The following is a 25,541-nucleotide window of genomic DNA, read 5'->3' as shown; positions in this document are numbered from 1 at the left end:
ATTATGAAATTCATTATTGAACGCGAGCATCTGCTAAAACCGTTACAACAGGTGAGTGGCCCGTTAGGTGGTCGCCCCACGTTGCCTATTCTGGGCAATCTGCTGCTACAAGTGACGGACGGCGCATTGTCGCTGACCGGCACCGATCTGGAAATGGAGATGGTGGCGAAGATCCCCCTGTCTCAGGCCCATGAACCCGGTGCCACTACGGTACCAGCGCGTAAATTGTTTGATATTTGCCGTGGCTTGCCCGACGGCGCAGAAATTACCATCACGCTGGAAGGCGACCGGATGCTGGTGCGTTCCGGCCGTAGCCGTTTCTCACTTTCTACGCTTCCGGCGTCTGATTTCCCGAACCTGGATGACTGGCAGAGCGAAGTGGCATTCTCGTTGCCGCAGGCGACGCTGAAACGCCTGATTGAAGCCACGCAGTTCTCCATGGCGCATCAGGACGTGCGTTATTACCTCAACGGCATGTTATTCGAAACCGAAGGGGAAGAGCTGCGCACCGTAGCAACCGACGGTCACCGTCTGGCGGTATGCGCCATGCCGATTGGTCAGTCGCTGCCGTCTCACTCGGTGATTGTGCCGCGTAAAGGGGTGATTGAGCTGCTGCGGCTGCTGGACGGTGGCGATACGCCATTGCAGTTGCAGATCGGCACCAACAACATTCGTGCTCACGTTGGGGATTTTATCTTCACGTCTAAGCTGGTCGATGGGCGTTTTCCAGACTACCGTCGCGTATTGCCGAAGAACCCGGACAAGGCGTTGGAAGCAAGCTGCGACTTGCTGAAACAGGCCTTTGCGCGTGCGGCGATCCTGTCTAACGAGAAGTTTCGCGGTGTGCGTCTGCACCTGATTGAAAATCAGCTGAAAATTACCGCGAATAACCCGGAGCAGGAAGAAGCGGAAGAAATTCTGGACGTGCAGTACAACGGCACGGAAATGGAAATTGGCTTTAACGTCAGCTACGTGCTGGATGTGCTGAATGCGCTGAAGTGTGAAGATGTCCGTTTGCTGCTGACCGATTCTGTCTCCAGCGTGCAGATTGAAGACGGTGCCAGCAAGGCCGCGGCATACGTTGTCATGCCGATGCGTCTGTAGCGGACGCGCGTGGTCTGCCCTCTTTTTGGCGTGAATGCCGACGCTTGCCGTCGGCATTTGTGCAGGTTGTCGCGTACAGGATCTGGTTGTTCATGGCTCTGACCCGCCTTCTGATTAAAGATTTCCGTAATATCGCCTCTGCCGATCTGGCACTCATCCCCGGATTTAATTTTCTGGTGGGGGAGAATGGCAGCGGAAAAACCAGCGTGCTGGAGGCCATCTACACGTTGGGACACGGTCGCGCGTTTCGCTCCATTCAGGCGGCGCGCGTGATTCGGCATGAACAGCCCGAATTTATTCTGCACGGTCGGTTGGATGGCATGGAGCGTGAACGCTCGATAGGTCTGAGTAAAAACCGGCTGGGCGACAGCACTGTGCGTATTGATGGCAGCGATGGTCACAAGGTGGCGGATCTGGCGCAGTTGCTGCCGATTCAGCTTATCACGCCGGAGGGTTTCACACTGCTCAACGGTGGGCCAAAATACCGTCGTGCTTTCCTCGATTGGGGCTGTTTTCACCATGAGCCCGGATTTTTCGCGGCATGGAGTAACTTGAAACGGTTGTTACGTCAGCGTAATGCGGCGCTGCGTCAGGTGGGGCAGTATCGTCAACTGCGCGCCTGGGATCAGGAACTTATCCCGCTGGCCGAGCGCATCAGCGCCTGGCGGGCGGAGTATACCGCTGCGATTAGCGCGGACATTACCGCAACCTGCGAGCAATTTTTGCCGGAGTTTTCACTGAGCTTCTCTTTCCAGCGCGGCTGGGATAAAGAGAGCGACTATGCTGAACTGCTGGAACGGCAGTTTGAGCGCGACCGGCAGTTGGGCCATACCGCACTGGGGCCGCACAAAGCGGATTTTCGTATCCGTGCGGGCGGCGTTGCGGTGGAAGACATGCTGTCGCGTGGACAGTTGAAGTTATTGATGTGTGCGTTGCGATTGGCGCAGGGGGAGTTCCTCACTCGTCATAGCGGTGCCAAGTGTATTTATCTGATAGATGATTTTGCTTCCGAACTGGATAGTACCCGCCGCCGTTTGTTGGCTGAACGGTTAAAAGCGACCGAGGCTCAGGTATTTGTCAGCGCCATCAACGCTGAGCAGATAGATGACATGATCGGTGAAAAGGGCAAGATGTTCCGCGTGGAACAGGGTAAAATAACGGTTCAATTACAGGACTAAAATGAGCGAGAAACGTTGATGTCGAATTCTTATGACTCCTCAAGTATCAAAGTATTGAAAGGGCTGGATGCGGTACGTAAACGCCCGGGTATGTACATCGGTGATACGGATGACGGCACAGGCCTGCATCACATGGTATTCGAGGTTGTGGACAACGCTATCGACGAAGCGCTCGCAGGCTTCTGCAAAGACATTGTTATTACCATTCATAAAGATAACTCGGTTTCGGTGCAGGATGATGGCCGTGGTATTCCAACCGGTATTCATGAAGAAGAGGGTGTCTCTGCGGCCGAAGTGATCATGACCGTACTGCACGCCGGCGGTAAGTTTGACGATAACTCCTATAAAGTGTCCGGTGGTCTGCACGGCGTGGGGGTTTCCGTGGTCAACGCCCTGTCTGAAAAGCTGGAACTGACCATTTACCGTGATGGCAAAACTCACCACCAAATTTATCGTCATGGCGAACCGCAGGCACCGCTGGCCGTGGTCGGTGACACAGAGCGCACGGGTACCACCGTGCGTTTCTGGCCGAGCATGGAAACCTTCAGCAACGTGACCGATTTCGAATACGAGATTCTGGCCAAGCGTCTGCGTGAACTGTCGTTTCTGAACTCTGGTGTTTCCATTCGTCTCAGCGACGAGCGCGAGCAGGGTAAGGCCGATCACTTCCACTATGAAGGCGGCATCAAAGCGTTTGTTGACTACCTGAACCGCAACAAGACGCCGATTCATCCGCAGGTGTTCTATTTCAGTGCGGAAAAAGACAATATCAACGTGGAAGTCGCCATGCAGTGGAATGACGGGTTCCAGGAAAATATCTACTGTTTTACCAACAACATTCCGCAGCGCGATGGCGGTACACACCTGGCCGGTTTCCGTGGCGCGATGACGCGCACACTGAACAGCTACATGGAAAAAGAAGGCTACAGCAAAAAATCCAAAGTCAGCGCTACCGGTGACGATGCGCGTGAGGGCTTGATTGCCGTAGTGTCAGTGAAAGTACCGGATCCGAAATTCTCCTCGCAGACCAAAGACAAGCTGGTCTCTTCCGAGGTGAAAACTGCGGTGGAATCGCTGATGAACGAACGTCTGGTCGATTACCTGATGGAAAACCCAGGTGATGCCAAAATCGTGGTCGGCAAAATTATTGATGCAGCGCGCGCGCGCGAAGCAGCTCGCAAAGCGCGTGAAATGACGCGTCGTAAAGGGGCGCTCGATCTGGCTGGCTTGCCGGGCAAACTGGCGGATTGTCAGGAACGCGATCCGGCGTTGTCTGAACTCTACCTGGTGGAAGGGGACTCGGCGGGCGGCTCTGCCAAGCAGGGGCGTAACCGTAAGAATCAGGCCATTCTGCCGCTTAAAGGTAAAATCCTTAACGTGGAGAAAGCGCGTTTTGACAAAATGCTCTCTTCTCAGGAAGTGGGCACGCTGATCACCGCGTTGGGCTGTGGCATTGGCCGCGACGAATACAACCCGGACAAGCTGCGTTACCACAGCATCATCATCATGACCGATGCCGACGTCGATGGTGCGCACATTCGTACGCTGCTGTTGACCTTCTTCTATCGTCAGATGCCGGAAATCATCGAACGTGGTCACGTCTTTATTGCCCAGCCACCGCTGTACAAAGTGAAGAAAGGCAAGCAAGAACAGTACATTAAAGATGATGAAGCGATGGACCAGTACCAGATTGCACTGGCGCTGGATGGTTCGGCGCTGCACATCAATGCGCAAGCACCTGCCTTGCAGAGCGAGCAGGTGGAGCTGCTGGTGAAAGATCATCACGGCGTACAGCGGTTGATCGATCGTATGGAACGCCGTTATCCACGTGCCTTGTTAAATGCCTTGATTTATCAGCCAACGTTGACTGAGGCGACATTAAGCGATCGCGCTGCGGTGGAAAGTTGGTTGGCAACGTTGGTGAAAACCCTCAATGAGGATGATGTGCACGGCAGCAGCTATAGCGGGACGTTGAGCGATAACCCAGAGATTGCCGAACCGGTACTGCGGGTGCGTACGCACGGAGTAGATACTGACTATGTACTGGATGCCAACTTTGTGCGTGGCAGTGAATACCGCAAAATCGTACTGCTGGGTGAAAAGCTGCGTGGCCTGTTCGAGGAGGGCGCGTACATTGAGCGCGGTGAGCGTAAACAGCCGATTAGCAGCTTCGAACAAGCGCTGGAGTGGCTGGTGAAAGAGTCACGCCGTGGTTTGAACATCCAGCGTTACAAAGGCCTGGGCGAAATGAACCCGGAACAGCTGTGGGAAACCACCATGGACCCGGAAAGCCGCCGCATGCTGCGCGTGACCGTTAAAGACGCCATGGCAGCGGATGAACTGTTCACCACGCTGATGGGTGATGCGGTTGAGCCGCGTCGTGCCTTTATCGAAGAGAATGCGTTGAAAGCGGCTAACATCGATATCTGATGTGATGTTGTGACATAAAAAAACCGCCGCGTTGCCTGAGCCACGCGGCGGTTTTATTTTGTGTCACATTGCGGCGGCGGCGCGACGCTTGCTGGCACGCATTTCCTGCGCCAGCGTGATAGCGGCGGTGATCAGCATGAAAATGACCGCAGACCAGAAAATGGCATGGGGATGACCATTATCCAGCAACCAGCCGAACAGCACCGGACCGGCAGCCCCGCCGATATTGAACCCGGTGGACACAATACCAAATACCCGCCCTTCTGCGCCTTTCGGTGATGCAGCTCGCACCAGCATATCCCGCGAGGGTGCAATCATGCCGGAGAGAAATCCCGCGGCTGCCAGCAGGAGCACCAGCACCATCGCTGGCAACGGATAGATAGCGACAATTGCCACCAGTATGGCAGTAACGGCTAATGCGCCGGTAGCAACCAGGCCGTGGCGCTCGGTTTTATCGGCCAGCGCACCGCCTGCCAGCACGCCAAAGGCACTGGCAAACAAAAACGCGGTCAGCACCGCATTGGCATCGGATAAGGGCAGATCATAGCCGGTAACCAGTGCGGTGACCGAGAAGTTCTGGATCGAGTTGGTGCTCAGGCTCAACATCAGAAAGAGACCCAGCAGCGCCAGGATGGGTAACGAAAACAGCGCCCGGGCGCTGGTTTGTGTCGGGGCGGCACCGCTTTTGGGTGCCGCTGATTTAAGCCGCGCTGGCTCGTCTTTATGCATCAGTAGCATCACGACAACCAGTAATCCCACCACGCCAGACACAATAAAGGCGGCATTGATGCCCAGCCATGCTGCTACCGCGAGCAAAATCCCCGGCGTAACGGCGTTGCCTAAAAAGCCGGAGAAGGTGTGGATCGAGAACGCGCGCCCCATGCGTTTGTCATCAATGCCGCGCGAGAGCAAAGCGTAGTCTGACGGGTGGTAGACCGCGTTAGCCACACCGGCAAACCCCATCGCGATCAGCAACCAGAGATAGTGCGGCGTCAGCCCCAGCGACATAAAGCTCAGACTGCCGAGCGTCAGCCCGGCCACCAGCGTACGCCGCGCACCAATACGGTCAACGGCAAAACCGATGGGCGTTTGCACGCAGGCGGAGACGATGTTAAAGACGCTGATCGCAAGCCCAAGTTCAACGAAGCTGATACCGCGTTGGGCAGACAGCAACGGGATCAGCACCGGCAGCACCATGATGTGAAAATGGCTGACCAAATGCGCACAAGAGATCTGGGCGAGCAGAGGAAGTTTCATCGTTTTCATGTTTGTGTTACGACATCAATGCGGGCGTTGAGTGGCGCTGCTGAGTGGAAAGCGGCGAGATCACGTCCAGAGGGCGAAGTTAGGGTTAGCGTAACATATTGTTTGCGTTTATCGCACTTTCTCTTGTGCAGTTTTCGACCTCAGACAGGCCGAGATCCCTCGGCCTGCCTTTGTCAGATCAGGACAAACGAAATACTTTTACTGTGAGTGCCAGTTGGCGCGCCTGTTCATCCAGCGAGGCGGCGGCGGCGGTAGCTTCCTGTACCAGCGCAGCGTTCTGTTGAGTAACACCATCCATTTCATGCACGGCTTGCGTTACCTGGCTGATACCCCGTGATTGTTCATCGGATGCGGCAACGATGTCATCCATGATGGTTTTAACCGACGCGATCGCATGCAGCATCTTTTCCATGGTGTGACCGGCGCTTTGTACCAGTTCGACGCCGTTTTTAACGCGCGAAGAGGATTCTCCGATCAGTGCCGTGATGTCTTTCACCGCAGCGGCGCTGCGCTGTGCCAAATTGCGCACTTCACCGGCGACTACGGCAAAGCCGCGCCCCTGCTCGCCCGCGCGGGCGGCTTCCACCGCTGCGTTCAGTGCCAAAATATTAGTCTGGAAGGCAATGCCATTAATAATACTGGTAATGTCGGCGATTTTACGTGAACTGTCGTCAATATCACCCATAATGTTGACGACTTGCCCGACGATGGTATTCCCCTGCTGAGCGATGTCAGTCGCGTTTTGCGTCAGCTCGGTCGCGCTGTGTGCATTGTCGGCATTCAGTTTTACCGTCGCGGTGATCTGCTCCATGCTGGCGGCAGTCTGTTGTAATGCCGCTGCCTGTTGTTCGGTGCGCGAGGCCAGATCGATATTGCCTGCGGCGATTTCTGTGGCAGCGAGGCTTACCGATTCGCTGGTGGTCAGCAATTGCTGAGCGATATCGCGCAACTGATTTTGCATGGTGTGAATTGCGTAGAACAGGCTGCTGGTGTCCTTGGGCTGCACCTGGATGGTGTTGGTGAGCTGCCCATTGGCGACGGACAACGCGATGCGTGCCGCTTCTGCCGGTTCGCCACCAATCGGGCGCAACACCTTGCGCGTAAAGATAACGCCCAGTGCGGCAGAGACCACGATAATGCTGATGACCATCAGCAGTAACGCGATATTGCGCTGGTGTTCCGTTTCGGCCAGCACGACATCAATGGGCGCCGACAGGCCCAATATCCACGGTGTACCGGTGTTGCCAATGGTCACCGGAATGGTGAGGTCGTAGGATGCCGTTTTCAGTACCGGATTTTCAGCGCTGGTCTGTATCGATACCCCTTGAGACGGCGTTTTTAGCAGGCTGTCGGCGTGAGCGGCGGGTTTGGTCACCTGCGTCTGGTCGGGGTAGGCGATATAGGCACCGGATTGCGATAACAGCTCGGCGTAGCCTGCGCCTTTATAGGGTTTGATGGCATTGATAAGTTGTTGCAGCGTTGCCAGTGAAAAATCTGCCGTTACCGAACCCAGAAAGGTACCGTCAACCACAATGGGCACGGCGATAGAGGTGAGCAGCACCTCTACGCCGTTATAGGGGTAGCGGTAAGGCTCAAGAATCACTTCCTGTTTCATCTTGCGCGGCAGCAGATAGTAGTCGCCGCTGCCGGGCGTTTCATAATCCGTCAGATTGTGCAGCACCACGTTACCCGCCGTGTCACGATCAACATAGCGTACATAGCGGCCGTTCGGATCGTGCTCGGCTTGTCCGGCAAACTGCGCGTCGTTGCCATCAAAGGCGTTTGGCTCCCACGCCAGCGACATTGACAGGAAATCCGGGTTATTTTGCAGCGCATTTTTCAGCATGGCGTCCGCCATGTCGCGATCGGCATGGCCGCTATTGCGCAGGCTGAGTACGCTTTGCCCCAGATTGCGCGCCACCGTTAATGCCAGATCCAGTTTGCGCTGTACCAGATAGCTGTTGGTATAGGCAGTTTGGGTCAGATACTGCTGCGCATCGTTTTTCTGCTGCTGTGTAGACTGCCAAATCAATAAACCGATGGTGATGGCAAAACCAAGGCCGATAGTCACGATACCTGCCAACAGCATAAGCATGCGTGTTGAGAGCGTCTTTTTTATATTTTCAAAAGGGGTGTGCGATGCTTGAGTATGAAGCGCGGCGTGTGAAAGCGGCGTAGCGGGTGCGGGTGGCGCATAAGGCTGTAGGGATTTAGACATGGTGGTTATCCTCCCTGGGATAGATATGTGTCAGAATTTAATTTAGTGTTCAAAAATCAATAAGTTAATTTTCATTTTTTGCGCTGTATCCCTTCATGAAAAAGCCTGTTTTATGTGATAAGGATCACAGCATGATCATCGGCAGAATTCCGTAAATCTTTATCCTTCACTGGCTCACGGCGATAACTCGCGTTAGCATGCAAAAAAACCATTACGGCAGGATGAAGCATGACGATAAAGCTGATTGCAATTGATATGGACGGCACGTTGCTTAACCCGCAACATCAGATTTCGTCCGCAGTAAGCGCGGCGATTGCGGCGGCGCGGGATCAGGGAGTACATGTGGTGCTGGCTACCGGGCGGCCCTTTATTGGGGTAAAACGCTATCTGGAGATACTCGGTCTGGATAAAACCGGCGATTACTGCATTACCAACAACGGCGCGTTGGTTCAGCGCACCGATACCGGAGAATGTGTGGCGCAAACGCCGCTGAGCTTCGATGATTACCTCTATTGCGAAGCGCTTTCCCGTACTTTAAATGTGCACCTGCATGCGTTGGATTTCAACACCGTTTATACCGCCAATAAAGACATCAGTCGCTATACCGTTTATGAATCTCACCTAACCGGCATGCCGTTGAAATATCGCGCTGTTGAAGAGATGGATAGCACCCTGACCTTCCCGAAAGTGATGATGATTGATGAGCCAGAGCTTTTGGATAACGCGATTCGCCACATTCCTGACGAGGCGCGAGCGCGCTACACCATTATCAAGAGTGCGCCCTACTATTTAGAAATTATGGATAAGCGGGTAAATAAAGGCGAGGGAGTGCGTTTGCTGGCGGAGTATCTCGGATTGACGGCGGAAAACGTGATGGCGATTGGCGATCATGAAAACGATCTGGCCATGATTCGCTATGCGGGCACCGGAGTTGCCATGGGAAATGCCATTGATGAGGTCAAGGCGATCAGCCAGTTTGTCACCCGTCCCAATACTGAAGACGGCGTTGCCTATGCGATTGAAAAATTTGTCCTGAAAACATCGCATTGAGTTGTTCTTATTATAAAAAAACGGCGCTTCTCCGTGAGGAAAAGCGCCGTTTTTTTGGCTACTGCGGGTGATTATTTGTAGATAATCGCCGTGCCGCGCAGCAGGTCGCTACCGGTGGTGTTAGTGATAGAGAAGGCTTTCGCGCCCGCTTTATCGGCTTTCTCAGCCAGTTGTTCCTGAAGTGAGCTCAGATCGTGTGCACCGCTTACGGAAATGACGCCGAATTCCTGGTATTTAGTGGCTTGTTGAGCGCTAACGCTTTCAGCAGCAAAAGCACCAAAGGAAAGGGAAGCGAGTACGGCAGCAGCAGCGATGGTTTTTACGTTTTTCATGATGTCTTATCCTGTTTTTGAATGTGTTGTTGAAAGAGGATGTCTTTCGATGAAATGAATGTTACGCCCATGCTAAAAAATTAAAAAACGGATGTTATTGAGAAATTCATTCAATAAATTTGAAATTGTTTTTAATGGGTGTTTTTAATTTTAATGTTATTAATCAATTGATTATTTGTTTTTTATGTATCTTCTTTACATTATCTTGCTTTTCTTTTCATTAATCACATCAATCATTATCTCTGTTTATTTGATTAACATTTGATGCTGTTTGTGTCGTTTGTTGTGATATTTATCACTGCATTCGTGGCGGTGAGTGGGTTGCTTGTCATGGTTTTTCTTTTCGATCTTGTTTCACCTTGCTGACAGTGTTGAAGCCAAGATTTTTATCTCATGAGTGCTGTCGCGCTGATACCCGTGATGTACCTTAACAACCGCTACGGCTTTGTTATCCAATTGTTAGCAGTTGCCAAAATTAACCTGATTACTTTCAATCGGTTATTTTTTGTACCTCGATCAATCTCACAAATCGCGGCTAAACCCGTTGAGTCTGTGTTTACCTTGAAATAGATTGCTAACTCGAGTTAGCAATGAGGTTAACGCAATGAATAACGCAGATTTCAGCGGAAAAACCGTTATCGAAAAAGGAGTTAACCCCTCTTCAGTGAGCTCCGCATGCTTTATTGGTGTGGATGTTGGCTCTGCCAGCGTCAGGGCCGGTGTCTTCGACAGTCAGGGACAGCGGTTAGCGTTTGCCGTGCGTCCCATCAGCCAGTTCCATCCTCGCGCCAATGTGGTTGAACAATCTTCTGCTGAGATCTGGCAGAACGTCTGCGCGGTTGTCAAAGAAGCGGTAGCGTTGTCCGGTGTTGCGCCGCAACGCGTGCGTTCGATTGGCTTTGATGCCACCTGCTCGCTGGTGGTGGTGGGCGCGCAGGGAGAGAGTATTTCCGTTGCCGAAGACGGGGAAGCCGCGCGCGACATCATCATGTGGATGGATCACCGCGCCGCGCTGGAAACCGCTGACATCAATGCGACCGGCGATGATGCACTGCGCTATGTCGGCGGTGAAGTCAGTATCGAGATGGAATTGCCAAAAGTGTTGTGGCTCAAGCGCCATTTCCCCGATCGTTATCGTCAGGCCTGGCGGCTGTTCGATCTGGCTGACTATCTGGTGTGGCGCGCCACCGGGGCCGATGTTGCCAGCGTATGTACCCTGACCTGCAAATGGAACTACCTGGCGCACGAGCAGCGTTTCAGCCAGCCGTTGTTACAGGCGGTTGGTCTTGATGATTTGCCGGAGAAAATCCCCGCCACCATTTTAGATCTGGGCGTCAAAGCCGGGCAGTTGCAGCCTGATGTGGCGCTGGCGTGCGGTTTGAGCACCGATGTCGCTGTTGCCAGCGGCATGATAGATGCCCATGCGGGCGGCTTGGCGCTGGTGGGCAGTCAGCCCGAGGGCAGTCTGGCGCTGATCAGCGGCACGTCCAACTGCCACATGCTGGTTAACCGTGAACCGGTGATGGTGCCCGGCGTATGGGGGCCTTACTGGGGTGCCATGTTGCCAAACGGCTGGCTGAGTGAAGGCGGACAAAGTGCTGCCGGGGCGCTGGTGGAGTGGACGCTACGTCAGCATGCGAGCTGGGCCGATGCGCAGCAGCAGGCGGAACAGCAAGGCATCAGCGTTTATACCCTGTTGAATCATTGGGTTGACGATCTGGAGCTGCGTGAGCCCTTCCCGACTCGCCACGTGCATGTGCTGGCTGACCATCATGGTAATCGTTCACCGCGCGCCAACCCACACGCACGCGGTGCGGTTTACGGGTTGACGCTGGAACAGGGGCCGGATGCGTTAGCGCGGCTCTATCTTGCCACTTTACAAGGCATTGCCTACGGCACGCGCCACATCATCGACAGCATGAATCAGGCCGGGCATCAGATTACCCGCGTGGTGATGTGCGGCGGGGCCACCAAGAACCCGCTCTGGCTGCGGGAATACGCCAATATCACCGGTTGCGACATTCATCTGGCGAGTGAAGAAGATGCGGTCACGCTCGGTGCGGCGTTGCTGGGGGCGGTGGCAGCGGAATGTTACCCCACGTTGCCAGCGGCTGCGGCGGCGCTGGTACGTGCTGGCGCGACCATTGCTACAGACCCGCAGTTCGGTGCGTTCCATGCGGCTAAATATGGCGTCTATCTCCAGATGTATGACGATGTGCAGCGTGCACAACGGCTGATGCAGGATTAACCGAGCGCTGTCGCGCGGCGGCAGCCTTGAGAGCGTTTATTTGAATCAGGAGCAGAACATGTTGAAATTACATCTCCCCCCTTCCCCGGCCACCCTTAGCGCACAAGCCAATGAGGTGCTGTTGGTGACCAACGCCGACCTGCGCGAGCCCGCTAATGTGACCTGCTGGCCGACGCAGCGTGACTATGAAGCGCGCCTGGGGGTGGCGTTGGAAAAACTGGGCTATCAGATGAAGCGTGCGCACGCGGTAAATAATGAGCGCGGTCACGGCTTTATCAGCAGCCAGAAAGAGGGGAGCGATCTGTTCGCCGCCATCGATCCGGACGCACCGGTGATTGTGCTGCTGACCGCATGGCAGTACTCCCACCACATCGCGCCATCGCTGGTGCACCACCGTGGCCCGATTCTGCTGCTGGCAAACTTTGATGGCACCTGGCCGGGACTGGTGGGGATGCTGTGTATGGCGGGATGCCTCACCAGTCTGGAGCGCCCGTTCTCACGCCTGTGGTCAGAAACCTTTGATGACGCGTTCTTCCATCAAGGACTGGAAACCTGGCTGCGCGATGGTGCGGTCAGCCATAAAACCGGTTATCTGCGCCCGGTTGCGCCGACCCATCCGGTGGTTGCCAGCGAAGCAGGACAAATCGGTCGTCAGGTCGGTGAGCATATTTTACGTCACAAGGCGATTGTCGGGCTGTTTGATACCTTCTGCATGGGGATGATCAATGGGGTATTCCCGCTTAAAGCGATGGTGGATATCGGCATTCCGGTGGAATCGCTGTCGCAGTCGGCGCTGTTGGTGGAGATGGCAAAAGTCCCGCCCGCGCTGCGTGAAGAATGTCTGGCATGGTATGAAGCGCGTGGTATGCAGTTCCAGTTTGGCGAGGATGGTCGCCGTGAGCTGACGCGTGAACAGGTGCTTGAACAATGCGCCATGATGATCGCGATGGCGCGTTTTGTGAAACGTTTTGGGCTTTCAGCCGTCGGCGTGCAGTATCAACAGGGGCTGAAAGACAGCTGTGCGGCCTCCGATTTCGCGGAAGGTGCAATTGGCAACCAGGCGCGTTTCCCTATCCCCGATGAGAACGGTGACACCATTTGGCCCGATCGCGCTATTCCTTGCGTGAACGAAGTGGATATGGGCAGTGCCATTCCGCAGGTGATGTTGGGGCAACTGCTCGAAGGTTTGGGGCTACCGGCAGAAACCACGCTGCATGATATTCGCTGGGGAAGCGACTATCAGGGCACCTTCTACTGGGATTTGGAAATCTCTGGTGCCGTACCATTTGCTCACCTCAAGGGCGGTATCGCGGGGGCCACTGGGTATCGTCAGCCTGCCATGTTCTTCCCGTACGGCGGTTCGACCATTGCCGGACAGGGTAAAGCCGGGCGCTTTATCTGGGCGCGTGCGCACTATGAGGGCACCCAGGTGGTGATGCATATTGGTACCGGCACCGGTGTTGAGTTGCCTGAAGGGGAGTTCGAGCGCCGCCGTCGCGCCACCAACTACGAGTGGCCGCTGCTTAATGCCGTGCTCGATGGCGTGAGCCGCAATGACCTGATGGCCGGGCACCAGAGTAACCACCTGACCATTGCCTATGTTGACGAGGCGTTGCTGCCGGAAGTGCTGCAAGCCTATGTTGCTCAGGCGCTGACGCAGAATATCAAGGTTTATACCGCCGGGGATGCCTGGCAGTTGCTGTCAAAATAACAGGTTGTCAGGCGAGAGTATGCTCGGCGTTTGTGGCTCTTGCCTGTGGGGTTTATCCCGGCGCTACTTCTGTGTGTGCGCCGGGCAATACCGGGGAAAACGCTAAAAATTATAATTCGTTAAGGTAGAATCGCCATGGCCCAGAAACAGGATGCACAGCAAAAGTATGTCGGCATTTGGCCCGTAATGCTGACGCCGTTTGATGAGAAGCGGGAAATTGATTATGACTCACTGGCTCGCCTGATCGAATGGTATCTCGCGGCAGGGGTTCACGGTCTGTTCGCCGCTTGCCAATCCAGTGAGATGTTTTTCCTGAGCGATCGTGAAACACAGCAACTGGTGCGCTTTATTGTGCAACAGGTGGATGGGCGTGTGCCGGTGGTGGCCTCGGGCCATACTGCCAACAGCGTGGCGCAGCAGGTTGATCAACTGAACGGCATGGCACAAAGCGGTGTGGATGGCCTGATTCTCATCAGTAACCGTCTGGCATTGCAGGGGGAATCCGACGAGCAGGCCTTGCAGGCGCTGCAAACCCTGACCGCACAGTTACCCACGTCCGTGGATCTGGGGATTTACGAATGCCCGTATCCTTATAAACGCTTGCTGTCAGACGAGACGGTTGCCTGGTGTGCACAGAGTCAGCGTTACACCTTTATCAAGGATACCTGCTGTGATTTACCCACCATTCGCCGCCGTCTGGCGCTATCACAGGGCAGCCGCCTGCACCTGGCGAACGCCAATAGCCAGACGTTGTTGGCCTCGTTTCAATCTGGCTGTCAGGCTTACAGCGGCGTGATGGCGAATTTCCATCCGCAGCTTTATGTCTGGCTGTATGAAAACTGGCGCACGCACCCGGAACAGGCGCAGGCACTGGCGGATTATCTGGCGACGGCGGCGTTGGCAGAACACCTTGATTACCCGGCCTGCGCCAAATATTTCCAGCAGCAGGTGGGAAATTTTGCGACCCATGCTTGCCGAGTGCGTAACAGCGCGGGTTATGCCTCCACCTTTTTCCCGGCCGCTATTGATAGCATGATGCGTCTGGGAGAATCGCTGGGCCAGCGCTTAACGAAGCCGTAAAAGGAGATGCTGATGCTGACCACACTGACGAGAGAAGCGCTGCTGCCAGCGCATCAACGCGATTTCGCCAATTGCCATGCTTCTACCCTGGCCCTGCTGCCGCAGGAAACGGTGGTAGTGGCCTACTTTGCCGGTACCAAAGAGGGGGCGGGAGACACCGCCATCTGGCTGTCTCGCCGTGAGCAGGGCACGTGGTTACCACCGCAGCGGGCGATTGCTGAGCCGGGGCTGGCACACTGGAACCCCGTACTGCACTGGCAAGCTGGGCGGCTCTGGCTGTTTTATAAGGTGGGCCCGGACGTGCACCATTGGCTGACGCGGGTTGCTGTGTCTGACGATGGCGGCGTGAGCTGGTCCACGCCGGTTGCGCTGGTGGAAAACGATGCGTTACCGCGCGGTCCAGTGAAGAACAAGCTGCTGGTGATGTCGAACGGCGAATGGCTGGCACCGGGATCGGTGGAGGATGAGCGTTATTGGGATGCTTTTGTCGATATCAGCGGCGATCGCGGCTTATCGTGGCATAAAGCCGCCATTCCTTTACAACATCAGGCGCCGGCCGCGAGCGAAGAACAGCAGCTTTGGCAGGGGTTGCAGCAGAACGCGCTGTGGGAGAATGACCTGAACCGCGTGTTCCAGTGGGACGGTGTCATTCAACCGACGGCGTGGGAGTCGTCACCGGGCCATGTGCATGTGCTGATGCGCAGTACCCGGGGACAGGTTTACCGCAGTGATTCACACGACTACGGCAGGCATTGGTGCTCCGCCTACGCCACCACTTTACCAAACAATAACAGTGGGATAGATGTAGTACGCACACCGGATGGCTGTCTGGTGCTGGTGTTTAACCCGATCACCGGAAACTGGAACCGACGTTATCCGCTGTCGGTGGCGGTTTCCCGCGATAACGGTGAACAGTGGGAAATGGCGGGCGCACTGGAAACGGAGAACGGCGAATTTTCTTATCCAGCGATCGTTTGCGAAGAAAATGCGCTTCACATCACATATACCTGGAACCGAACCAACATCATTTATCAGAAAATCAACATTATGCAGTAAGTTATCCCTTTTTATCCGACCCTACCAATAAGAACGGAGAATACAATGAAGAAGACCTTGATCCTGCTTTTGGCGTCAGTGATGCCGTTCTGCGCGAACCAGGCGTTCGCGGAACCCTCGACGATCGGCTATGCCAAGAAAAACATCGAAGTGGTTATTCCCAAAAACCCCGGCGGCGGTACTGACACCTCTGCCCGAACTCTGCTCGAATATTCCAAGGATCATTTGCCGAAAGGGGTGATTTTTGTCCCGGTAAACAAACCGGCAGGCAACGGTATCACCGGGCTGATTGAAGTCGCCAGAGCAAAACCAGACGGTTACAAACTGGTGATGACCACGGTGGAGCTGGCGATGTTCCCGCACCAGAATAAATCACCGGTCACCTATAAAGATTTCACCCCGTTGGTCACCACCATTGCCGACCCAGTGGCTATCGTGGTGCGTGCCGATGCGGGCTATGACACGCTGCAAGCCTTTATCGATGCTGCCAAACAGCAGCCAGGTAAATTCAAGGTGGGTAACTCGGGCATGGGTGCGATTTATCATCTCGCTGCGGTGAACATTGAGAAAACCACCGGCACCAAATTCAACCATATTCCTTATAACGAAGGCACCGGGCCGTCGATTGCCGCACTGATTGGTGGGCACATTGATGCGGTGTTGACCACGCCGGGCGCGGTGAAATCGCAGGTTGACGCTGGCATTCTCAAAGTGCTGGCGGTGATGGATGAGAAACGCTTTGAACTGGTGCCTGACGTTCCGACCATCAAAGAAGCGTTGGGGCTGGATGTGAACGTCAAGATGCGCGCCTGGGCCGTGCTGGCGACCACAGCGAAAGTGTCGCCGGAAGTGGCCGAACAGCTGGTTAAAGCCTTTACCGAAGTGGTCAATACCCCCGCTTATCAGGATGCGGTGAGAAAACAGGGCATCATGCCAGTGACCATTGTCGGACAGGACGCTTACAACATGATGCGTGAAGATGATGAGCTCTACAAACAGCTTATTGCCGATACGCTGAAGAAATAACGCTGTCGATACGCTTGTCGGCTCAGTGCCGACAAGCGGGAGAATTGCTATGCGCAAATATGATGTGTTAGTCGGCCTGTTCTCCTTGGGGTTTGGCCTGCTGATATTGTTCCTGTCCCGTGATATGTCGATGCTTGATGAATATGGCGTTCCGGGCGAGCGTTATTGGCCCTTTGGGCTGGCGTGCCTGTTTATTCTGCTAGGCGTGCTGCAATGGGGCGTGGTGCTGAAAAACCGTCTGATGGCGGACCGAAGCATCGATTTCTCGTCGGTGAATGTGCGCAAGGCCTACCTGATCGGCGCGCTGGCGGTGGGTTACGGCATCGTGATGGCCTGGGCGGGATTCATTATTTCGGCGGTGATTTTTATTCCTTGCACCATGGTGCTGATGAAAGAAAAGCGTGTCTGGTTTGTTGCGCTCTCCACGCTGCTCATCGTCACGGCGGTTTACCTGTTTTTCACCTATCTGTTCAACTCGCCGCTACCAACGGCTGAGTTTAGTGATTTGGGCTTCTAACGACCAGGTGTTTCGGCCATGTGCTATACGCAAGCACAGGCTTGTTGCGAACATGTCGCGAACATAAAGAAGGGCAGTATCATGAACGAAGTCCTTACCGCGTTTTCCGTGGTATTCAGCGTTGACACGCTTGCCGTGATTTTTCTCGGGGCGCTTGCGGGCATCCTGATCGGAATTATTCCCGGCCTGACGGTCAATATGGGTATCGCATTGTTATTACCGCTGACTTACTCCTTCCAGGGGGTGAGCGGGATTCTTCTTCTGCTAGGGGTGTATTGCGGTGCCGTTTATGGCGGCTCTATCACCGCGATACTGATCAGTACACCGGGTACGCCCGCCTCTGCCGCCACCGTGCTGGATGGTTATCCGATGGCTAAGCGCGGCGAAGCCGGGCGTGCGCTGGGGCTGTCCACGATGGGATCGCTGTTCGGCGGTATATTCAGTACCATCGCGTTGATTGTGATAGCGCCGATGCTGGCGACCGTCGCGACCGGATTCTCTGCGCCGGAATACTTTGCGCTGGCGATTTTCGGTATCAGTATCATTACCAGCGTCTCATCGCAGTCCATCATCAAAGGGTTAATCGGTGGCGGTATCGGGCTGGCAATTGCCACGATCGGCCTGGACCCGATGACCAGCGGCATGCGCTTTACCTTTGATTCCGTTTATATGATGGGCGGTATTTCGTTTATTCCGGTGCTGGTAGGGTTGTTTGCTTTTTCCCAAGGGTTACTCAGCGTTGAAGAACACTTTCGTGAAGGCGCTGTAGTACCAAAGTCTGTGGCAAAAATCACCCGTATTTTACCGACATGGGTCGATTTCAAGCGTTGTCTGCCCACCTGGGTGCGTTCATCCATTATCGGTACTGGCATCGGTACTATTCCCGGCGTGGGCGGCGATATCTCCTCCTGGATTTCCTATAACGAAGCCAAACGGTGGTCAAAACACCCGGAAGAGTTTGGTAAAGGCTCGCCGGAAGGGGTATCTGCACCCGAAGCGGGGGCTAACTCTGTCTCCGGTGGTAGTATGGTGCCGCTGATGACGCTGGGTATACCGGGCGATGGCGCGACGGCCATCATCATGGGCGCGTTTCTGGTGCAGGGGTTAGCGCTGGGGCCACAGCTGTTCACTGAGCATCCGGTTGAAGTTAATACCATTTTTATTGGCCTGATGATGGCGAATATCTTCATGGGATTGCTGGGTTTCATGGGCATGAAGCTGTTCGTGAAGGTGATGGATGTGCCGCGCACGCTGCTGGTGCCCGTGATTTTGCTACTGTGCGCCGTGGGAGCTTACACCGTTAACCACAGCATGATTGACGTTTTCGTCATGATGGGCGCAGGGCTGGTGGCCTATGTCCTGATCAAGCTTGATTTCTCCATGTCACCGATTGTGATTGGTATCATCCTTGGCCCGTTGGCAGAAACCAACCTGCGGCGTTCATTAATGATGTCGCAAGGGGATGTGTCGATATTCTTTACGCGCCCGGTGTGTGCCACGTTCATTGTGATTGCGGTATTAACCCTGTTCCTGCCCATCGTTTCACCGATGTGGAAAAACTGGCGTCAAAAAGGGCTGAAAAAAAAGCAGGACGCGCAGAGTAATCAGCCGGGGGTGTAAACCGTCGTGCGTTATTGGTCGCGTAGTTGTGCGATGTTATACTGCGAGCGGCGTTTCCCCAGCGGGAAACGCCCTTCGGGGTGGTGTTATTTAGGGCATAACTATGGCAAAAACGGTCGAGCAGATCGCCAATGATTTAAATCTTTCCATCACCACCGTTCGGCTGGTGCTGAACGGTAAAGCCGAGCAATACCGTATCAGTGCCAAGACGCAGCAGCGGATAACCCATTATGTGACGGAGCATGGTTATACCGTTAACTACACGGCGCGCAGCCTGAAGTTAAATAAAACCGATACGTTGGGTCTGATTATTCCCCGCCTTTCCAACCCGTTTTTCTCCACGTTGGCAGAGAAACTGGAGATCCGCTGCCGGGCCGCAGGCTATCAACTGATGATCAGCTGTACCTACAGTGATGCAAAGTATGAAAACAAGCTGGTCGATGCGCTGCTGCAACGTAACGTGGACGGCCTGTTTGTCGTGCCTTCCTCGCGCCAAACACAACAGCACCATGTGAAAATGGCCAACCGCCCGTTGGTGGTGCTGGACCGTGATTTCGGTGCGGAGGACGTTTCTCTGGTAGTGAGTGATAACTTGCAGGGCGGCGTTCAACTGGCGCAGGCGATGTTGGCACGAAACCTCGACAACGGGATAACGCTCAGCGATGAGCCACTCTATTTTATGGCAGGAGACACCCGGCAGCCTGCGATCAAGGAGCGTCTAAAAGGGTATCAGCAGGCATTGCTGCGCCACGGCATCAAAGCCCCAACTGAGTGGATCTTGCAGGCCGAGCACAACCGCCGCGAAGACGGTATCGCCATGATGCAAACCTTTCTTGCGCACCATGCCAAAGCGCCTAAAGCTTTTATCGCGTCATCTTTGCCGGTGTTGGAAGGGGTTCTGAGCGCGCTTCGAGAACGTTATGGCGCGATTCCGGCCGACATGAATATTGGCACCTTCGATGAGCACGCCATGTTGGGTTTTCTTGCCAATAATCTCTGGTCAATGCGACAGGATGAAGACGCTTGGGCGGAGCAGGCATTTACGCTGATGCAGCGCGCCTTGCACGGAGAAAATCCGCTGGCGCGAGCCATTATTCCCATGACGTTAATTCATCGGCGTCAGGCGTTGGGAGACCTTTCCTCGTAAAAATCAGCGTCATATCGCGGTAATCACCGCGAAAATGCAAGAAAATCGTCATGTGATATGTGTATACTCTTGATCCGAGTATACTTTTTTTCATGGCTGCTGATTGACAATCCCATCAGTTTTCGTGTTTGCGAATACTGAACACACCGTGTAATACGCGATTAAAAAAACAAGAGGCACGTTGCGTGAAGCGATCCTATTTTTTATATTTTGGCAGTAATAGAAATAAGGAAGATGTTAACGCATTGTTGAGTCAATATTGGGATATCGTTTGTGTGCCCCACGATAATTATTATTGCGGTCGTTACTATTTATATTCTGGTTTTTATGCCGATAGACTCACCGTGAAAGGCAATAAAATTGCAGGGACGGAGGAGTGGCTCGATGAAGATAATCGTCACTACCGTACCCTTATCGAGGTGTCGTTTATTCACGGACGTAATACGGACAAATTGAACCGGTGTGAATTTATTAAAGAAGCGTTCGCACAATTGAAAGTTGCCGACGTCATCGGTGATAAATGTATTGAAGAGATTTAACGCCTCTCCCATCAGGCTCTCTGGGATAGGCGCTTTGCGACACTAAGTTGACGCCTCACTATCATCATTGCTGAACGCCAATTGCGCCAACGTGACAGGCTTAAGAGGAAAACGGGCGCGTGCATATCCGGTTTCTGATACCTGGCGCTGCTGCGTGTCGGCCAGAATAGCCGCCGCGTTATGCCCGCACATACGCCCCTGACAGGGGCCCATGCCGCAGCGAGTAAACGCCTTCAACTGATTCATGCCCGCGCAGCCCGCGCGCGCGGCCTGACGAATTTCCCCGGCACTCACCTGTTCACAGCGGCAGATGGTCACGTCGTCATGCGGTTTTTGTGCCTGTTTGGGAATGGGGTAAAGCGCTGCCAGAAAGGGGCGCAGTGAACGCAGCGCGGCGCGCTGTTGCCGCAGTGCAGTAGATTGGTGCTGATAGTCATCTTCTGCGAGTTTTCCTGCTGCATGCACAATGCTTAATGCGGCAAGCTGCCCGCTGAGAATTGCTGCCTCTCCACCCTCAATGCCGCCCGCGTCCCCTGCCAGATAGATACCGGGCTGGCTGCTTTCCTGGCGCTCGTCCACTTCCGGCTGCCAGTGGTGTTGCTCATCATCCCAAACCAGCTTGCAACCGAGGGCATTGGCGCACTGCGTGGCCGGAATCACACCGATATGGCTCAATACCGTTGAAGTAACGCGCTGTATTGGATGGCCCCGATGGGAAAAGCGCACGGCGGTGACCTGCGTTTCTCCTTCAATAGCAATATCGGTCACGCCGGAATAATAAGGCACTTTAGCGCGTTGCAGTTCGCGCAGCAGCGTGATGCCTTTGAACAGATCGCGCGAGGTATGACGTAATGCCTTCGGCAAGCGTGGCAGCGCCCGCAGATAATCTTGCGGGCGCGTGGTGTCCAGCACCGCTTGAATTCGGCCTCCCGCGCGAACCACCTGCGCGGCGAACAGTAATAGCAGTGGGCCGTTGCCCACCAGAATGCTGTCCGCAGGGGGTAATAATCCCGCTGATTTCATTAACAGCTGTGCGGCACCGACGGTCATCGTGCCCGGTAATGTCCAGCCCGGCAGCGGAAAGCTGCGTTCTTGTGCGCCAGTTGCCAGCAAAATAAAACGGGCCTGTACCACATGCTGGCGTGGCGACTCGCCTTGTTCCAGCAGATAGACCTGTTTCTCCGGCGTCACTTGCCAGACGGCAGTGCGCGCCAGATAGCGCACGTGGGGAGAGAAAGCGACTTCTGCCAGGCTACGGCGCGCGCCGTACTCTTCGCCGAACAGGGTTTGCGGGTTGGCAAACGGTGACTGGGTGACCTGTCGCAACAGTTGACCGCCCGGTAACGGATTCTCATCGGCCAGCCAGACGGATAAGCCTGCTGCGCTGGCGATTTGCGCGGCTTTTAGCCCGGCCGGGCCTGCGCCAATAATCAGCAGATCGCAGGTATTCACTGCCGTGGTCTGGGTCATGATAGTACCCTCGCGCCCTGAGACAGGGTCACTCGCATACCGTCACGCACTGGCGTCATGCAAGATTGTACGTTGGGAATATCATCGACCGTGACACGGCATTCGAAGCAGACGCCCATCATGCAAAACGGGCCGCGCGGCTGCTGATCAATGGCAGTATGGCGCGTGGTGGTGATGCCGTTTGCCAGCAGCGCGGCAGCCAGCGTCCAGCCAGCGCGTGCGGTAATGGGTTCATCGTTCACCCACAGGGTGATTTGCGGTGTATCAGCCGTGGGTAGCGGCTGGAACCGGGAAACGCTGGACATGAAATACCTCGAAAAGCGAAGGAAGTGCACCGCCTAAAATCCATGCCGGAAGCAGTTCGCTATGCAACGCTGCCAGCGTAACACCGCTGTGGCAGGTGACGGCAAACGCGCCGGGGTAGCGACGGGATTCATCATAAACCGGCAAACCATCTGGTGTCATGATACGCAACGCACCCCAGGTACGTACGATCTGCGCGTGAGCCAGACAGGGGAAAGCGCGTATTGCCCGTTGGGCAATCTGCTGTTGAACCTCGGGCTGCGTCTGGGTGTTAAACCCGACATGCTCCTGCGAGTCCCCGATCATCACCGTGCCCTCCTGCGTTTGTCGTAGCAGGTTGGAAGGATAGCGCAGAAAGGGAGCCAGCCGCTCGGTCACCAATACTTGCCCACGCACCGGCTCTATCGGGATCGGGAGATCGACCTGTACCCCAAGACGCGCGTTTTCCAACCCGGCAGCCAGAACGATACGTTTGGCGTGCCATTTGCCCTGCGGCGTGTGCAAGGTGAAACCGTCCTGATGGCTTTCAATCTCACTGACCGGATGGGATGGAAAATAGTGCCCGCCCGCCTGCTGAAAGGCGTAAGACAGTGCGCGCAGCGTCAGCAGCGGATTGACATGGCCGTCATGGGGAGAATAGATGGCACCGGCTATCTGGTGTGATGCTTCAGGCACATGTTGGCGCAGCGTGGTGTTATCCCACACCTCATAGCGAAAATCCGGGTTGCCCTGTTGCAGTTTGCTGACGTTGCGCACCGCGCTGTCTAGGGCCTCTGACGTTAAGCAGAAATTGATGCCGCCGGGTTGAGACAACCCGCAATCAATACCGGTTTCAGTACGTAGGCGCCGCGCAAAGTCAGGCCAGCGCGTGGACGCCAGACAGGATAGTTGGCTGTAAGGCGGGCAATTGACGCCTTTACCCTGCACCCAAATCAGACCGAAATTGCCGCGTGAGGCGCGAAAATCCGTGTCGCCCCCGTCGAGAATCGCGGTATGGGTGCCTTGGCGCTGCAAACCATAAGCGATGGCGTGGCCGACGATGCCGCCGCCGATCACGATAACGTCATAGCGTTGTGTCATGAAGGGGTTACCTGCTGAAAACCTGTTACCGGCACCAATTATCTCCCCCATCATAAGCACGCGGTTGCAGCGCGCCATAGAACCAGCGAACCAGCGATACGGTGTCGAATACCGGCAAGCCAAAGCGGGCATGCAGTGTGGCACTGAAGGGGGCCAAATTGGTACATTCGAGTACCAGCGCTCCGGTTTGCGGATAGCGGGCCAGCGCCTGCTGCGCGGTAGCCAGCACTTCTTGCTGTAAAATAGCATACGGGACGCTGTCGTCACCGTCACGAATTGAACGCACAAACTCAGAGTCTGGGGCCATCCCCACCACGTGCGCGTCGCCGGGGATCCCGACTTTTTCCAGGTAATCGCCGCGCAGCGCGCGATCGTCGAAGGTCAAAATCAGCGGTGTTTTCCCGGCGTGAAGCAGGCGCTGTACCAGCGGGTATTGCAGCAGGCTGCTGGTAACAATCGGCACCGGTGACCAGGCCGCTAACTCTTGCTGGTAGTAGGAGAGGAAGCCGCAACTGGTGGTTAGGCCATCAACGCCCTCGTCAATGAGTACCTGCGCCGCGCGTTTAAATGGCTCCAGCAAGTCGTGTTGATCGAGGTGCCCCATCCGTTGTGGAATGGCCTCTTCCACCACCTGATAGCGCACCGGAAACGGCCAGGTGCCGGGGTTACCAATATCGCCCAGATAGCGGCGAAAATGGGTTTTTACCATCAAAATACCGAGTGTGGCTTGCGGTGTGGCTACGCCGGTGTGAATGTCTGACATGGTTAGGGTTCCGTTAAGCGCGCTGTGAGGCGGCAATCACTGCGTCCAGAATCTGTTGCAGCAGCGCCTTTGAGGTGGCGAAGTTGAGGCGTGCAAAGGCTTCTGCGCCGGGGTTAAAGGTTTCACCCGCGCTGAGTGCCACCTTGGCATGCTCCAAAAAATACGCACCCGCGGCGGTCGGTAAGTGCAGTTCGCTAAAATCCAGCCAGGCGAAGTAGGTTGCCTCGGGGGTGTGGACGCGAACCTCCGGCAGTGCGGCGCGCACGGTGGAGATCGCTTGCTCACGCCGCTCCAGCAGGTAATGACGCGCACCTTCCAGCCAACTGTGGCCGCGATCCCAGGCGGCAACGGTAGCATCAATACCGATACCGGAGGGATAGCCTAAAATCCGGGCGGGTAGACGTTGGGTAAAGCGCTGTTTTAACGCACCGTCGCCGAAATACATCAACGCACAGCGCAGTCCGGCGATATTGAAGCTCTTGCTGGCTGAGTTCAGGGTGATGGTGCGTGCCGCAAGGCCCGGTGCCACCGTAGCAAACGGAATATGTTCCTGCCCGGGATACACCAGATCGGCATGAATTTCATTAGCAATCACAATTAAATCATGGGCTTCGGCTAGCGCTGCTAGCTTTTCCAACTCACCACGCCGCAGTGCTCGACCGGTAGGGTTGTGTGGGTTACACAGCAGCAGGATGCGCGTCTTGGTATCAATCTGGTTGGCAAGATCATCGAAATCGATTTCATAGCCCTGCCCGTTGTCCACCAGTGGGCTGGCCTGTATGCGGCGGCCAGTGTCATTGATGGCCTCATAGAAGGGCGGATAGCTGGGGGTTTGCAGCACAATACCATCGCCCGGTTCACTGAAGGCCAGAATCAGCAAATAGACCGCCTGCACCAATTCGTTGAGCGCCAACACGTTGGCAGGATCGGTTTCCCAGTTAAACGCGCGTGCAGTATAGCGGCTGAAGGCGCGCGCCAGCAGATGTTCCGCCCGGTCGCGTTGCCGATAGGGGTAGCCGGTATCCTGAGCCAGATACCAGTGACGTAATACGTCAGCAACGGCTGGCGCTGGGGCGAAATCCATCTCCGCCACCCAGGCGGGGAGAATCTCCAGCGCGTGATACTGCCACTTCATGCTTTGGCGACGGCGCAGCGTTTCCAGCGGCAGCGTGTATTGCTCGGCAAACTGTTGCGCGATACCGGCATCGTAATGCGTGCTCATGTTATACCACCTGCGGGATGGGTTTCAGCAAGGGCATTTTCAGCCAGGAAACCGACGTATCAATACGCAGATGCATGAGGATTCCTTCTGTTTTTTTTGCCGTTGACAAGCCAATCAGGGTTGGCTAAGTTGCGGTCAAATTAACAAATATATATTTTATATTGTATAAACTTTATCAGCT

The 25,541-nt window shown here is 55.1% G+C and carries 21 protein-coding genes; 13 read left to right on the top strand and 8 right to left on the bottom strand.

What is annotated here, in order from left to right:
• The first annotated feature begins 3 nt into the window (after positions 1–3).
• The 3 genes from dnaN to gyrB all read left to right on the top strand — a co-directional run bounded on the left by dnaN (position 4) and on the right by gyrB (position 4,712).
• Positions 4–1,104 carry a DNA polymerase III subunit beta gene (gene dnaN / locus J5224_RS05675; RefSeq protein ID WP_222159004.1) on the top strand — a complete coding sequence of 367 codons (1,101 nt, stop codon included), beginning with the start codon at positions 4–6 and terminating at the stop codon, positions 1,102–1,104.
• A gap of 92 nt (positions 1,105–1,196) precedes the next feature.
• Positions 1,197–2,282, top strand: coding sequence for a DNA replication/repair protein RecF (gene recF / locus J5224_RS05670; protein WP_264624431.1), 1,086 nt, complete (start codon positions 1,197–1,199; stop codon positions 2,280–2,282).
• A gap of 18 nt (positions 2,283–2,300) precedes the next feature.
• A complete protein-coding gene (gyrB, locus tag J5224_RS05665) occupies positions 2,301–4,712 on the top strand; it encodes a DNA topoisomerase (ATP-hydrolyzing) subunit B (RefSeq protein ID WP_264624430.1) in 2,412 nt (803 codons plus the stop codon).
• A gap of 63 nt (positions 4,713–4,775) precedes the next feature.
• Here gyrB and J5224_RS05660 read toward each other — a convergent pair whose 3' ends face one another.
• Positions 4,776–5,978, bottom strand: coding sequence for an MFS transporter (locus tag J5224_RS05660; RefSeq protein WP_264624429.1), 1,203 nt, complete (start codon positions 5,976–5,978; stop codon positions 4,776–4,778).
• A gap of 178 nt (positions 5,979–6,156) precedes the next feature.
• Positions 6,157–8,073 carry a methyl-accepting chemotaxis protein gene (locus J5224_RS05655; protein ID WP_264624494.1) on the bottom strand — a complete coding sequence of 639 codons (1,917 nt, stop codon included), beginning with the start codon at positions 8,071–8,073 and terminating at the stop codon, positions 6,157–6,159.
• Between the two features lie 351 nt (positions 8,074–8,424).
• Between J5224_RS05655 and yidA the strand changes: the two genes are divergently transcribed.
• On the top strand, positions 8,425–9,246 hold the full coding sequence (gene yidA, locus J5224_RS05650; protein WP_264624428.1) for a sugar-phosphatase: 822 nt from the start codon (positions 8,425–8,427) through the stop codon (positions 9,244–9,246).
• Between the two features lie 71 nt (positions 9,247–9,317).
• Here the strand turns inward: yidA and bhsA are convergent, their stop codons facing one another.
• Positions 9,318–9,578: a multiple stress resistance protein BhsA gene (gene bhsA, locus J5224_RS05645; protein WP_222159009.1), complete on the bottom strand. Its 261-nt coding sequence runs from the start codon at positions 9,576–9,578 to the stop codon at positions 9,318–9,320.
• Positions 9,579–10,242: 664 nt separating this feature from the next.
• Here bhsA and J5224_RS05640 point away from each other — a divergent pair.
• The 9 genes from J5224_RS05640 (at position 10,243) to J5224_RS05600 (ending at position 20,522) form a co-directional block, all read left to right on the top strand.
• Positions 10,243–11,826, top strand: coding sequence for an FGGY-family carbohydrate kinase (locus tag J5224_RS05640; protein ID WP_264624493.1), 1,584 nt, complete (start codon positions 10,243–10,245; stop codon positions 11,824–11,826).
• A 58-nt stretch (positions 11,827–11,884) separates the two neighbouring features.
• Complete coding sequence (locus J5224_RS05635; RefSeq protein WP_264624427.1) at positions 11,885–13,537, top strand: signal transduction protein; 1,653 nt, start codon at positions 11,885–11,887, stop codon at positions 13,535–13,537.
• A 135-nt stretch (positions 13,538–13,672) separates the two neighbouring features.
• Entirely contained in the window at positions 13,673–14,617 is a 945-nt protein-coding gene (locus J5224_RS05630; RefSeq protein WP_264624426.1) for a dihydrodipicolinate synthase family protein, read from the top strand.
• A 9-nt stretch (positions 14,618–14,626) separates the two neighbouring features.
• Entirely contained in the window at positions 14,627–15,673 is a 1,047-nt protein-coding gene (locus J5224_RS05625) for a sialidase family protein (protein ID WP_264624492.1), read from the top strand.
• A 45-nt stretch (positions 15,674–15,718) separates the two neighbouring features.
• On the top strand, positions 15,719–16,699 hold the full coding sequence (locus J5224_RS05620; RefSeq protein WP_264624425.1) for a tripartite tricarboxylate transporter substrate binding protein: 981 nt from the start codon (positions 15,719–15,721) through the stop codon (positions 16,697–16,699).
• A 49-nt stretch (positions 16,700–16,748) separates the two neighbouring features.
• A complete protein-coding gene (locus J5224_RS05615) occupies positions 16,749–17,216 on the top strand; it encodes a tripartite tricarboxylate transporter TctB family protein (RefSeq protein ID WP_264624424.1) in 468 nt (155 codons plus the stop codon).
• A gap of 81 nt (positions 17,217–17,297) precedes the next feature.
• Positions 17,298–18,836: a tripartite tricarboxylate transporter permease gene (locus J5224_RS05610; protein WP_264624423.1), complete on the top strand. Its 1,539-nt coding sequence runs from the start codon at positions 17,298–17,300 to the stop codon at positions 18,834–18,836.
• 103 nt (positions 18,837–18,939) lie between these two features.
• Complete coding sequence (locus J5224_RS05605; protein ID WP_264624422.1) at positions 18,940–19,983, top strand: LacI family DNA-binding transcriptional regulator; 1,044 nt, start codon at positions 18,940–18,942, stop codon at positions 19,981–19,983.
• Between the two features lie 185 nt (positions 19,984–20,168).
• Complete coding sequence (locus J5224_RS05600) at positions 20,169–20,522, top strand: hypothetical protein (protein WP_264624421.1); 354 nt, start codon at positions 20,169–20,171, stop codon at positions 20,520–20,522.
• A gap of 42 nt (positions 20,523–20,564) precedes the next feature.
• Here J5224_RS05600 and J5224_RS05595 read toward each other — a convergent pair whose 3' ends face one another.
• The 5 genes from J5224_RS05595 to J5224_RS05575 are packed head-to-tail and all read right to left on the bottom strand — an operon-like array spanning position 20,565 to position 25,360.
• Entirely contained in the window at positions 20,565–21,992 is a 1,428-nt protein-coding gene (locus J5224_RS05595; protein ID WP_264624420.1) for an NAD(P)/FAD-dependent oxidoreductase, read from the bottom strand.
• On the bottom strand, positions 21,989–22,297 hold the full coding sequence (locus J5224_RS05590; RefSeq protein ID WP_264624419.1) for a (2Fe-2S)-binding protein: 309 nt from the start codon (positions 22,295–22,297) through the stop codon (positions 21,989–21,991). Before J5224_RS05590 ends, J5224_RS05595 begins: the two co-directional genes overlap by 4 nt.
• On the bottom strand, positions 22,257–23,375 hold the full coding sequence (locus J5224_RS05585; protein ID WP_264624418.1) for an NAD(P)/FAD-dependent oxidoreductase: 1,119 nt from the start codon (positions 23,373–23,375) through the stop codon (positions 22,257–22,259). The genes J5224_RS05590 and J5224_RS05585 overlap by 41 nt, the downstream gene beginning before the upstream one ends.
• A gap of 25 nt (positions 23,376–23,400) precedes the next feature.
• Positions 23,401–24,138 carry an aspartate/glutamate racemase family protein gene (locus tag J5224_RS05580; protein WP_264624417.1) on the bottom strand — a complete coding sequence of 246 codons (738 nt, stop codon included), beginning with the start codon at positions 24,136–24,138 and terminating at the stop codon, positions 23,401–23,403.
• Between the two features lie 13 nt (positions 24,139–24,151).
• Complete coding sequence (locus J5224_RS05575; RefSeq protein WP_264624416.1) at positions 24,152–25,360, bottom strand: MalY/PatB family protein; 1,209 nt, start codon at positions 25,358–25,360, stop codon at positions 24,152–24,154.
• Positions 25,361–25,541: the final 181 nt, after the last annotated feature.

The sequence above is a fragment of the Candidatus Symbiopectobacterium sp. NZEC135 genome (assembly GCF_025962695.1).
This window is presented reverse-complemented; position numbering and strand designations above follow the sequence as displayed.